Below are 12343 nucleotides of genomic sequence, written 5' to 3'. Positions count from 1 at the left end.
TCCCTGAGCGTTTCAGATAGAGAAATGTGAAAGAGAAGTGACAATGTCGAAACAAGGAGCAAACCATGCAGGTCAGCAGAAGGCAGTTCTTTAAGATCTGCGCTGGCGGTATGGCAGGCACCACGGCGGCGGCACTGGGCTTCGCGCCCGGCGTAGCGCTAGCGGAAACACGGCAATATAAACTGCTGCGCACCCGCGAAACCCGTAACACCTGCACCTACTGTTCCGTTGGCTGCGGGCTGTTGATGTACAGCCTCGGCGACGGTGCGAAAAACGCCAAAGCATCTATTTTCCATATCGAAGGGGACCCGGATCATCCGGTAAGCCGTGGCGCGCTGTGCCCGAAAGGGGCCGGTCTGGTGGACTTTATCCACTCTGAAAGCCGCCTGAAATTCCCGCAATACCGCGCGCCGGGTTCAGATAAGTGGCAACAGATCAGTTGGGAAGAAGCGTTTGACCGCATCGCTAAACTGATGAAGGAAGATCGCGACGCCAACTATCAGGCGCAGAACGCCGAAGGCGTTACCGTTAACCGCTGGCTCACCACCGGGATGCTGTGCGCTTCCGCATCCAGTAACGAGACGGGTTATTTAACGCAAAAATTCTCCCGCGCGCTGGGTATGCTCGCGGTCGACAACCAGGCGCGTGTCTGACACGGACCAACGGTAGCAAGTCTTGCTCCAACATTTGGTCGCGGTGCGATGACCAACCACTGGGTCGACATCAAGAACGCCAACCTCGTCGTGGTGATGGGCGGTAACGCCGCAGAAGCTCACCCGGTCGGGTTCCGCTGGGCGATGGAAGCCAAAATTCACAACGGCGCGAAGCTGATTGTGATCGATCCGCGCTTTACGCGTACCGCGTCGGTGGCCGATTTCTATGCGCCAATACGCTCTGGTACTGACATTGCCTTCTTGTCAGGCGTGATGCTGTATCTGCTGACCAACGAAAAATACAACCGTGAATACACCGAGGCCTATACCAATGCCACCCTGATCGTGCGTGAAGATTTTGGCTTCGATGATGGTCTGTTCACCGGCTATGACGCAGACAAGCGGCAGTACGATAAAACCAGTTGGCACTATGAGCTGGACGAAAACGGTTTTGCCAAACGCGATACGACACTGCAACACCCGCGCTGTGTCTGGAATCTGTTGAAACAGCATGTCTCACGCTATACGCCGGACGTGGTAGAAAATATCTGCGGTACGCCGAAAGCGGACTTCCTGAAAGTGTGCGAGTACATTGCAGAAACCAGCGCAAAAGATAAAACCGCGTCGTTCCTGTACGCGCTGGGCTGGACGCAGCATTCCATCGGCGCGCAGAACATCCGTACTATGGCGATGATCCAGCTTCTGCTCGGTAACATGGGGATGGCGGGCGGCGGCGTTAACGCCCTGCGCGGTCACTCCAATATTCAGGGACTGACCGACTTAGGACTGCTGTCGCAAAGTCTGCCGGGCTACCTGACGCTGCCGAGCGAAAAACAGACCGACCTGCAAACCTATCTGGCTGCCAATACGCCGAAGCCATTGTTGAAGGATCAGGTCAACTACTGGGGCAACTATCCGAAATTCTTCGTCTCGATGATGAAGGCCTTCTTTGGTGATAAAGCGACAGCGGAAAATAGCTGGGGCTTTGACTGGCTACCGAAGTGGGACAAAGGGTACGATGTACTGCAGTACTTCGAGATGATGAAACAGGGCAAGGTCAACGGCTATATCTGCCAGGGCTTTAACCCGGTGGCCTCATTCCCGAACAAAAACAAAGTGGTCGCGTCGCTTTCCAAACTGAAGTACCTGGTGACTATCGATCCGCTCAACACCGAAACGTCCACCTTCTGGCAAAACCACGGTGAGTCGAACGACGTTGATCCCGCAAAAATCCAGACCGAAGTGTTCCGTCTGCCTTCCACCTGTTTTGCCGAGGAAAATGGTTCCATCGTTAACTCCGGTCGTTGGTTACAGTGGCACTGGAAGGGCGCGGACGCCCCGGGAATTGCCATGACCGACGGCGAAATCCTCGCCGGTATCTTCTTACGCCTGCGTAAGATGTACTCTGAACAGGGCGGCGCCAACCCGGAACAGGTGCTGAATATGACCTGGAACTACACCAAACCATACGAACCCGCCTCTGAAGAAGTGGCGATGGAAAGTAACGGTAAAGCGCTGGCCGATCTTATCGACCCGGCAACCGGCGCGGTGGTGGTGAAGAAAGGTCAACAGCTCAGTTCGTTCGCGCAACTGCGCGATGACGGTACGACGTCCAGCGGCTGCTGGATTTTCGCCGGTAGCTGGACGCCGGAAGGCAACATGATGGCGCGTCGTGATAACGCCGACCCGTCTGGTCTCGGCAACACGCTGGGCTGGGCATGGGCATGGCCGCTTAACCGCCGCATCCTCTATAACCGCGCCTCCGCCGATCCGCAGGGTAATCCCTGGGATCCGAAACGTCAGCTACTGAAATGGGAAGGCGGAAAATGGGCCGGATGGGATATTCCGGACTACAGCGCCGCCGCGCCCGGCAGCGACGTCGGACCGTTTATCATGCAGCCGGAAGGGATGGGGCGCCTGTTTGCTATCGATAAGATGGCGGAAGGGCCGTTCCCGGAACACTACGAGCCGTTTGAAACGCCGCTGGGCACTAACCCGCTGCACCCGAACGTTATCTCTAACCCTGCCGCCCGTATCTTTAAAGACGATGCCGACGCGCTGGGTAAAGCGGATAAGTTCCCGTATGTCGGAACCACTTACCGTCTGACCGAGCACTTCCACTACTGGACCAAGCACGCGTTGCTTAACGCTATCGCCCAGCCGGAACAGTTTGTGGAAATTGGCGAGAAGCTGGCGAATAAGCTCGGTATCGCGCATGGCGATACCGTGAAGGTCTCCTCGAACCGCGGCTATATCAAAGCCAAAGCGGTGGTGACCAAGCGTATTCGCACGCTGAAAGCGGACGGCAAGGATATCGATACCATCGGTATTCCTATTCACTGGGGCTACGAAGGCGTAGCGAAAAAAGGCTTTATCGCCAATACGTTAACGCCTTTCGTCGGCGATGCGAACACGCAAACGCCGGAGTTTAAATCCTTCCTTGTGAACGTGGAAAAGGTGTAACGGAGACGACCTATGGCTTATCAATCGCAAGACATCATTCGTCGTTCCGCCACTAACGGTTTCACCCCCGCGCCCCAGGCGCGGGACCACCAGGAAGAGGTGGCGAAACTCATCGACGTCACCACCTGTATCGGCTGTAAAGCGTGTCAGGTGGCGTGCTCCCAGTGGAACGACATCCGTGATGAAGTGGGCAATAACGTCGGGGTGTATGACAACCCGGCGGACTTAACCGCGAAATCCTGGACGGTGATGCGCTTCTCGGAAGTGGAACAGAACGACAAACTGGAGTGGCTGATCCGTAAGGATGGCTGTATGCACTGCGCCGATCCCGGCTGCCTGAAGGCCTGTCCGGCGGAAGGGGCGATCATTCAGTACGCTAACGGTATTGTCGACTTCCAGTCCGAGCAGTGTATCGGCTGCGGCTACTGTATCGCTGGCTGCCCGTTCAACGTCCCGCGCCTCAACCCGGAAGACAACCGCGTCTATAAATGTACGCTGTGCGTCGACCGCGTGACCGTGGGGCAAGAACCGGCCTGCGTGAAGACCTGTCCAACCGGCGCCATTCATTTTGGCTCGAAAGAGGATATGAAAACGCTGGCGGGCGAGCGGGTGGCCGAGCTGAAAACCCGTGGTTACGACAATGCAGGGCTGTACGATCCGGCCGGCGTAGGCGGTACGCATGTCATGTACGTGCTGCATCATGCCGACAAGCCGAATCTGTATCACGGTCTGCCGGAAAACCCGGAAATCAGCGAAACCGTTAAGTTCTGGAAAGGCGTCTGGAAACCGCTCGCCGCGTTCGGTTTTGCCGCGACCTTTGCCGCCAGCGTCTTCCACTATGTCGGCGTCGGCCCGAACCGCGCGGAAGAGGAAGATGACAACCTGCATGAAGAGAAAGACGAGGTGCGCAAATGAAACGACGTGACACCATCGTGCGCTATACGGCGCCGGAACGCATCAACCACTGGATCGTCGCCTTCTGCTTCGTGCTGGCGGCGGTGAGCGGGCTGGGCTTTTTATTCCCATCCTTCAACTGGTTGATGCATATCCTGGGCACCCCACAACTGGCGCGAATTCTGCACCCGTTTGTGGGCGTGGTTATGTTTGCCTCGTTCATCATCATGTTTTTCCGTTATTGGCACCACAATCTAATCAATCGGGATGATATCTTTTGGGCGAAGAATATTCGTAAGATCGTCGTCAACGAGGAAGTGGGTGACACCGGGCGTTATAACTTCGGTCAGAAATGCGTATTCTGGGCGGCGATTATCTTCCTGGTGCTGCTGCTGGTGAGCGGGGTAATTATCTGGCGTCCGTACTTTGCGCCTGCTTTCTCAATCCCGGTGATCCGATTCGCGTTAATGTTGCATTCTTTTGCCGCAGTAGCGTTAATTGTGGTTATCATGGTGCATATCTACGCCGCCCTTTGGGTGAAAGGCACCATTACCGCGATGGTGGAAGGCTGGGTAACCCGGTCGTGGGCGAAGAAACATCACCCGCGCTGGTACCGAGAAGTCCGCAAGACAACGGAAAAAGAAACTGAATGAGTATTCGCATAATCCCGCAAGATGAGCTGGGGTCGAGCGAGAAACGTACGGCGGATATGATTCCGCCGTTATTGTTCCCCCGACTCAAAAACGTCTACAACCGCCGCGCCGAACGTCTGCGCGAGCTGGCTGAAAATAACCCGCTGGGCGATTACCTGCGCTTTGCCGCGCTTATCGCGCACGCGCAGGAAGTGGTGCTGTACGACCATCCGCTGGAGATGGATCTGACCGCACGTATTAAAGAAGCGAACGACCAGGGCAAGCCGCCGCTGGATATCCACGTGTTGCCGCGTGATAAGCACTGGCAAAAACTGCTGCATTCGTTAATTGCCGAGCTAAAACCCGAGATGAGCGGCCCCGCGCTGGCGGTAATTGAGAACCTGGAGAAAGCCTCAGAGCAGGAGCTGGAGCAGATGGCCAGCGCGCTGTTTGCCTCGGATTTTGCCTCCGTCAGCAGCGATAAAGCCCCGTTTATCTGGGCCGCGCTCTCCCTTTACTGGGCGCAAATGGCCAGCTTGATTCCAGGCAAAGCCCGCGCGGAATACGGTGAAGCGCGCCAGTATTGCCCAGTGTGCGGTTCGATGCCGGTCTCCAGCATGGTGCAGATCGGCACCACGCAGGGGCTGCGTTATCTGCACTGTAACCTGTGCGAAACCGAATGGCATGTCGTGCGCGTAAAATGCAGTAACTGCGAACAGAGCCGCGACTTACACTACTGGTCACTGGAAAATGAGCAGGCTGCGGTGAAAGCCGAAAGTTGCGGCGATTGCGGGACTTACCTGAAGATTCTCTATCAGGAAAAAGACCCGAAAGTGGAAGCAGTGGCCGACGACCTCGCCTCGCTGGTGCTGGACGCGCGCATGGAACAGGAGGGCTTCGCCCGCAGTTCCATCAACCCGTTCCTGTTCCCGGGGGAAGGGGAATAAGTTCTCTGGTATACCGGCTAGCAATCTACGTTAGCCGGATCATTGCTCAATAACGCAATGCTTGTATAACGTTTCTCGGGTCGTTGGCAATGGCGCGAAGTAACGCTTTGGCTGGCCCTGTCGGTGAACGTCTTCCTTGCTCCCAGTTGCGCAGCGTATCCACGTTGACCGAAATCAGTTCTGCAAACTTAGATTGCGACAACCCAGATGCCTGCCGTATTTCTTTAATCTTCATTGCATCAATATGAAAGGTACGAGAAGGCTCACGGGTCCCTTCAATGATTTCATTCATTTGAGACATACTTTGAGTTAATCGCTCAAATAACACTTTATCCATCTACCACCTCTCATTCAGCATACGAAGCACCGCTTTTTCCTGCGGCGTGAGATCATCTTTAATGCCTTTTTGATAAATCAGAAGCAAGCGAATCTCATACCGTTGACTACGGTGAAAATAGATAATTCGCACGCCACTACGCTTTCCTTTGCCTCGCGATCCCCAGCGCATTTTTCTCAGGCCGCCCGTTTCCTGAATGACATCACCACAATCTGGATGCTGAGCCATAAAAACCTGAAGCTTATGGTATTCATCATCATCGAGCAGTTTTTTAACATCTTCAGTAAAGAGTTCCGTTTCTATAAATTGCATATTCCATACGCCATTGGCTTATAGTAGTGAAAATAATCTATACGTCAATGGCGTATAGCATCATCATTTCACAGTACAAAAATTAAAAACCCAGCGCCAACCGCATTCCATTTTTTGCGAACCTCTATCCAGAATCATTATCCCCTCGTTTCACCACTTTCCATCCCCAACGAACCAGGTTATAAACTGTACATACATACAGTCAAGGGAGCGTTATATGCCACTGGAAAAAGGAATTGCCGAACTGGTCGCTGGGTTTATCGCCGCGGGTCGCCCCTCTTCACGAGAGCAGAATATTGATGACCGGAGAGCGGGCTATATTGCCAGCACGACGCTGGCGGGTGAGAAAGAAATTCGGGTGAGTTCGGAAGATATCGTGCTGGAAGGGATGACATTTCGCGTCGTTTCGCCGCCAAACGCATCCGGTTCTCTACCCTGTATCCTCTACTATCACGGCGGCTGTTTTGTTAGCGGCGGCTTTCTGACTCATGACCCCCAGCTACGGCAACTGGCCTGGAAAAGCGGCTGTAAGGTGATTGCCATTCAGTATCGCCTTGCGCCAGAGCACACCTTCCCTGCGGCTCATGACGACGCTGAACGCGGGGCCAATATCGTCCATCAATACGCGGAGCAGTTAGGCATCGATCGTGAACGTATCACGCTTGCTGGCGATAGCGCAGGCGGGCATTTGGCATTGGTCAGCGCGCTACGCCTGAAATCCACCGCCCACTGGTCTCCGGCGAAGCTGCTGTTGATCTACCCGATGCTTGACGCTACCGCCAGTTTCCCCAGCTATGCCAGCAACGGGCAAGACTACATCATCACCCGCGACACACTACTATCAGGCTTCGAAATGTATCTCCACGGTACCGACCTCCGTCACCCGGAAGCCAGTCCGATATGGCGTGAAGATTTTGCCGGTTTACCGCCGGTGCATATCCTCACCGCAGAGTTCGACCCACTGCGTGATGAAGGCGAAGCGCTATATCACCGTCTGAACGACCAGGGCGTGGCGTGTACTTGCCAGCGCTATCTCGGCGTTATCCACGGGTTTTTCCAGCTCGGAGGCGTGAGCAAGACGGCGCGGGACGCAATACGCGACGTGGCCTGGCGCGCGGCCACTCGTGAATAAATAGCATCAGGAGCGCGGGCTCACACTACTCCTCCTCATTCCCGCCCTCTTCATACGGGCCGAACGGTTTCGCGGGTAGTACGATATAAATGCCTTCGAAAATTGCCCCGGCGGTCTCGCCGCCCAACAGTTCAACCTGCAACTGGACACGCGCTTTTTTACCCCGCGCCAGCCTGTCCAAATCACCGCTTAGCGACCCCAAATCAGCCACGGCGTTTGGCTTTCCGCTAATGGGTTTACTGTAGCGAATATGGGCGTCAGCAAGAATAATCGTCCCGCCAAGGTGGCGTTCACGGAGCATCAGCCAGATAAGTCCCCATCCGGTCAGCGTCGCCAGGGAGAACAGGCTGCCGGCAAACACCGTGTGATGCGGATTTTGATTACCGGTTTCCGGCATCGTGGTGATAAATTTTTGCCCGGTGTACTGCTGAATGCGCACCCCCATCTTTTCACTCAATGGAATGTGCTCATACCAGGCCTGCTGAAGCTGCCCGCACCAGTCGCCGCGATGCAGGATATCATCCAGCGATGCTACCGGTTTAATCATCAGAAAATGGCGGATTGGCGTGGTTGTGGGCGTAGTAATCTCCCCCTGATTGACAAATCCGAGTTTGGCAAAGAACTCAACCGCATCTTCGCGCGCGCTGCAGGTGACGCGCTTAACGCCTTCCTGGCGGGCGACAGACTCCAGGGTCATCGCCATTAATGTCCCCAGCCCTTTATCCTGTACCGAGGGATGTACAGCCATAAAACGGATAGACGCCTCGTTATCTGCATTGATATACAGGCGGCCCACTGCAACTAAGTTTCCTTCTTCGTCCACCACCATTTGATGGTGCGCCAACGCATCCCAGCCATCCCGTTCCGACCCTTTCGGCTGGTGCAGCGGTTTACGCAGCATCTCCCAGCGAAACTGGTAGTAACGTTCTAATTCTTCTTCTGTTTGCGGAACTCGAAGGTGATACATAGCCGTACTCTCTCTTGTTATCCGCGGCCACGCCGGAAGCTGACTCATACCTGGAGCCAGAATGTCACGGGACCGTCATTAACCAGCTCAACCTGCATATCGGCAGCGAAGCGTCCAGTTTGCGTGTTTATCGCCTGCTGGCGGCAGCGTTCGACAAAATATTCATAAAGCGCCTGCGCGCGATCCGGCGCAGCCCCGCCGGAAAAGCTTGGCCGCATACCGCGCTCGGTATCTGCCGCCAGCGTAAACTGCGACACCACCAGCACGCTGCCGCCAGCCTGTTGTACATTCAGATTCATCTTGCCGTCAGCATCGCTGAAGATACGGTATCCCAGCACGCGCTCGCACAGACGATTCGCTTTTTGTTCGTCATCTTCTTTTTCGACACCCAATAACACCAAAAGTCCTGGGCCGATTTCACCCGTCACCTCGTCCTCCACGGTGACGCTGGCACGGGTTACGCGTTGAATTAATGCAATCATGGTTGGTCAGCTTCTTCTTGTTCTGCGGCTTGTTTGAGTTTTCGGTATTCCCCGAGAGTGACAGTTATTTCTGCGCCAAGCAAGACTATACACCAGGTCCAGTATACCCAGACAAACAGGATAGGGATCACTGCCAGTACGCCATAAATGAGCTGATATGACGGGAACATGGTGATATAAAGCGCGAAACCTTTCTTTCCGGCCTCGAACAGCAACGCTGCGACAAACGCGCCGACAAGAGCGTCACGGTTCGGTACGCGAGTTGTTGGGACAATACTGTAAAGTAACCAGAATGAGATCCACGAAAGCAGCAGCGGAAGGATGCGCAATACATTGTCGATGACCGTATTCAGATCGCTGGCCCAGCGTAAAGAAAGCAGGTAGGAGCTGATCGCCAGGCTGGCGCCAGCGAGAAGCGGGCCGAGCGTGAGGATCATCCAGTACACCGCAAAAGAGTACACTTTTGGCCGTGTGCGTTTGCTGCGCCAGATAGTGTTTAAGGCGCTATCAATGGCGTACATCAACAGCAATGCCGTCACAATCAGTCCACAGGCGCCCACCGCCGTCATTTTGTTGGAGTTAGCGACAAACTGCTCAATATAGCGCTGAATCACGTCTCCGGTGGCTGGCATAAAGTTAGCAAAAATAAAATGGCGTAACTGAATGCTGACATCAGAAAACATTGGAAAAGCAGCGAAAAGGGCAAAAACGACGGCAATAAGCGGTACTAAGGAGAGTAATGAGACATAGGCGAGATTTCCCGCCAGAGTCGTCATATTATCCTCATCGATACGCTGCCATAATAGCTTGAGCCAGGCCCGAACAGGGCGCGTATGGCGTCCAGCTTTTTGGTGAACGGTTTTTAGCATAACAGCTTCGCGAAATAGTCAGGGATGGTGGCTTTATCCTTCACCAGAATGCTGGTGATCCCCAACTGGTTGGCCCCTTCTATATTATCGGCATTGTCGTCGAAAAAGACCGCATCGGCAGCGGAAAAACCTTCTTTCTGCAGGACGTGCTGATAAATACGCGCTTCCGGTTTACGCATTCCCAAATCCTGCGATAAATAGATATGGTCGGCGGCAGCGCGCACCTCCGGGTATTCCTCCGGCCAGAAGTGGGTATGCAGTCGGTTAGTATTGGATAGCACCACCACGCGATGCCCCTGCTCGCGCAGTTTATGCATGATAGCAATCACTTCGGGCCGTAATCCGACAAATACCGCCTGCCAGCCGTGCGCGAATTGTTCATAACTGAGCGATAACGCCATTTCATGACAGAAAGCTTCAGCAAACGCTTCGTCCGTTATCTCACCGCGTTCATGTTGGTGAAAAGTCTCGCCCATCGTAAATTTTTGCTTCAGCGAAGCCAGCGGTACTCGACTCAGATCGCTCCACACACCTAATACGCGGTTAAAGTCGATGTCGACAATCACATTACCTAAATCAAAGATGTAGAGCATGTCATTCTCCTTGCTAACCGGGGATGAATAACTGTAGCGGGAAAGGAGAAGTTTGACTATGTATCCCTTTATAAATCAATTAACAAAAAGACAATAGAAACGCAGACGATGCCCAATATCGCCTGCATCACAGCGCCGTTTTATTGGCCGGATAAAGCACTGACGCGACCATCCGGCGCAAGGACGCTTGTCACGCTGAAACGGCGTCGTCCAGCGAAGGACTCACCTGAACCACTTCGATTTGCTGGGATTGAAGTAAATTCTGTAATGCCGGACCGGGATACTCGTCCGTAAACAGAGCGGTAATCTGTGACACATTGCCGATCTCAACCGCCGCAGAAGCATGGTATTTCGTATGATCGGCGGCCAGCAAAATATGTCGCGAGTGGGCCATCATGGTTTTCACTACGCTGGCTTCGTTGACATCAAACTCCAGTAACGCGCCATCGCTCTCTATCGCGCCTACGCTGGTGACGAGATAGTCCGCCCTGAACCCCGCGACAAACGCCGCCGCGGATGGCCCGATAATGCCGCTATTATGCGGGCGCAGCGTGCCGCCAGGCACCATCACTTCAAAGCGAGGGTTATTATAAAGAATGTGCGCGACGCGCAGGCTATTGGTGATAATGCGCAGATGATTATGGTTGAGCAGCGCGCGCGCCACCTGCTCAACCGTCGTTCCAATCGTGATAAATATCGTGGAGCCATCCGGAATATAGTCAGCCACGGCTTCCGCAATGGCTTTTTTCTCTTGCGTCCAGGAGACCTCTCGCTGCTCAAAGGCGGTATTGACCACACTGGACGCTCTGCCAGCGCCGCCGTGATGACGCGTAATCAGCCCCTGCTCGCTTAATTTACGAATATCGCGGCGAACCGTCTGGGTAGAGACCTCCAACAAACTGGCTAACTCATCGATATTCATATAGCCGCGCTCATCAATAAGCATTAACAGCCGATCGTGTCGCGGATTACCGGTCAGTTCGGTAAGACTCATGAGCATTCCTCTAAAAGCTTCCTACTGCTCATATTATACAAAAAGTGACAAGAAAGATCGGGTTTGCTCACAATCAGGGATACCCGCCCGGCCACCTGGGCGCGTACACTTCAGCGCGGCAACGCCGCTGGCGAATCTGACAGCCTCTTCGATGGCGTATCCGCTTGCCAGGCCAAATGCCAGTGCGCCATGAAAAACATCGCCCGCGCCGGTAGTATCCACCACCTCCACGGTAAAACCCGGTTGGTGGCGTACCGCCGCTTTTTCCAACCAGTTGCAGCCTTCGCTGCCTCGCGTGACATAGACATGTCCATTTGTGAGCATTTGTGCTTTTTTTAGCGCATCAATGGCTTCGCTCATCCCCGTCAGGCGTGCCAGCCCTGGCTCGGAGAAGGCGGCGTGGTCGCTTAACGCCACCAGCTCGCTAATATCCTGCGGCGTAATATCGCCATCAAGAACAGTCATGACGCCAGCCTGACGCGCCAGCGTAAACGCCTGTTTTGCGCCGTCATGCCAGCGCACATCCGCCAACACCACATCCCACTGCGAAAAATCGATGTCGTTAAGCCAGTCGGCGTCAGGTAGTAAATCCGGGCTGGGATAATTAACGATAATCCGCTCTCCTTTGGCATCCACCATAATCGCTGACTGCGACGACATGGCCTGCGTGTAGCGGCGGGTATAACGGGTATTTACCCCCAGGGATTCCAGTTCCGCCAGCAGGCTGTTTCCGGTGTCGTCATCGCCCACACGGCCAATAAAGTCCACCTGCGCGCCCAATTTCGCCGCAGCCACGGCAGCGGTCGCCGCAGGCCCGCCGCCCACTTCCGTATAGCGCTTCGCCACATATTTACCCCCTTCTGTCGGTAATCCTTCCACGTAATAGATGCGATCCATCACGGTAATACCTACACAAGCAATACGAACCATGGTCATTCCTCAAGCATTTTCGATGTGCTCATTTTAATTTCACGAAATGTTTAAAAAGTGACGGCTGTCAATTTTTTGACTATAAATTACAAATACGATCACAAACAGACAGAAAAAGGCTCATTAATGACAAAAAAT

Annotated in this window: 13 protein-coding genes; 5 read left to right on the top strand and 8 right to left on the bottom strand. The window is 54.2% G+C overall.

What is annotated here, in order from left to right; all coding sequences use genetic code 11:
* Window positions 1–65: 65 nt before the first annotated feature.
* From fdnG to fdhE, 4 genes are read left to right on the top strand one after another with little or no spacing between them, the layout of a single operon-like run.
* On the top strand, window positions 66–3116 hold the full coding sequence (gene fdnG / locus NA330_RS20635; protein WP_077943964.1) for a formate dehydrogenase-N subunit alpha: 3051 nt from the start codon (window positions 66–68) through the stop codon (window positions 3114–3116).
* A gap of 12 nt (window positions 3117–3128) precedes the next feature.
* Window positions 3129–4031 carry a formate dehydrogenase subunit beta gene (fdxH, locus tag NA330_RS20630; protein ID WP_023242404.1) on the top strand — a complete coding sequence of 301 codons (903 nt, stop codon included), beginning with the start codon at window positions 3129–3131 and terminating at the stop codon, window positions 4029–4031.
* Window positions 4028–4663 carry a formate dehydrogenase cytochrome b556 subunit gene (gene fdoI / locus NA330_RS20625; RefSeq protein ID WP_000829025.1) on the top strand — a complete coding sequence of 212 codons (636 nt, stop codon included), beginning with the start codon at window positions 4028–4030 and terminating at the stop codon, window positions 4661–4663. The genes fdxH and fdoI overlap by 4 nt, the downstream gene beginning before the upstream one ends.
* The gene (gene fdhE / locus NA330_RS20620; RefSeq protein WP_000027730.1) at window positions 4660–5589 is read left to right on the top strand and encodes a formate dehydrogenase accessory protein FdhE; all 930 of its coding nucleotides are present in this window, start codon (window positions 4660–4662) and stop codon (window positions 5587–5589) included. Before fdoI ends, fdhE begins: the two co-directional genes overlap by 4 nt.
* 46 nt (window positions 5590–5635) lie before the next feature.
* Here the strand turns inward: fdhE and NA330_RS20615 are convergent, their stop codons facing one another.
* A complete protein-coding gene (locus NA330_RS20615) occupies window positions 5636–5926 on the bottom strand; it encodes a helix-turn-helix domain-containing protein (protein ID WP_000362050.1) in 291 nt (96 codons plus the stop codon).
* Window positions 5927–6238, bottom strand: a complete 312-nt coding sequence (locus tag NA330_RS20610) for a cytotoxic translational repressor of toxin-antitoxin stability system (RefSeq protein WP_001159632.1) — start codon at window positions 6236–6238, stop codon at window positions 5927–5929.
* Between the two features lie 217 nt (window positions 6239–6455).
* Between NA330_RS20610 and NA330_RS20605 the strand changes: the two genes are divergently transcribed.
* Window positions 6456–7370 (top strand): alpha/beta hydrolase, encoded by a 915-nt coding sequence (locus NA330_RS20605; protein WP_023242403.1) that lies wholly within the window; start codon window positions 6456–6458, stop codon window positions 7368–7370.
* A 25-nt stretch (window positions 7371–7395) separates the two neighbouring features.
* Here the strand turns inward: NA330_RS20605 and fabY are convergent, their stop codons facing one another.
* From fabY to NA330_RS20575, 6 genes are all read right to left on the bottom strand, one after another.
* Entirely contained in the window at window positions 7396–8337 is a 942-nt protein-coding gene (fabY, locus tag NA330_RS20600) for a fatty acid biosynthesis protein FabY (protein WP_001518251.1), read from the bottom strand.
* Window positions 8338–8381: 44 nt separating this feature from the next.
* Entirely contained in the window at window positions 8382–8819 is a 438-nt protein-coding gene (gene dtd / locus NA330_RS20595) for a D-aminoacyl-tRNA deacylase (protein WP_000560969.1), read from the bottom strand.
* Window positions 8816–9688, bottom strand: coding sequence for a virulence factor BrkB family protein (locus tag NA330_RS20590; RefSeq protein ID WP_000921423.1), 873 nt, complete (start codon window positions 9686–9688; stop codon window positions 8816–8818). The genes dtd and NA330_RS20590 overlap by 4 nt, the downstream gene beginning before the upstream one ends.
* A complete protein-coding gene (gene yihX / locus NA330_RS20585; protein WP_000965695.1) occupies window positions 9682–10281 on the bottom strand; it encodes a glucose-1-phosphatase in 600 nt (199 codons plus the stop codon). The genes NA330_RS20590 and yihX overlap by 7 nt, the downstream gene beginning before the upstream one ends.
* 190 nt (window positions 10282–10471) lie before the next feature.
* Complete coding sequence (locus NA330_RS20580) at window positions 10472–11275, bottom strand: DeoR/GlpR family DNA-binding transcription regulator (protein ID WP_000059693.1); 804 nt, start codon at window positions 11273–11275, stop codon at window positions 10472–10474.
* Between the two features lie 33 nt (window positions 11276–11308).
* Window positions 11309–12205, bottom strand: coding sequence for a sugar kinase (locus tag NA330_RS20575; RefSeq protein WP_001520529.1), 897 nt, complete (start codon window positions 12203–12205; stop codon window positions 11309–11311).
* Between the last annotated feature and the right edge of the window lie 138 nt (window positions 12206–12343).

Origin of the sequence: Salmonella sp. NW722 (assembly GCF_051702785.1) — a bacterium.
In the GTDB taxonomy this organism is placed as follows: Bacteria; Pseudomonadota; Gammaproteobacteria; order Enterobacterales; family Enterobacteriaceae; genus Salmonella; species Salmonella enterica.
Note: the sequence above shows the minus strand (reverse complement) of the source record. Positions and strands in the feature narration are given on the sequence as shown.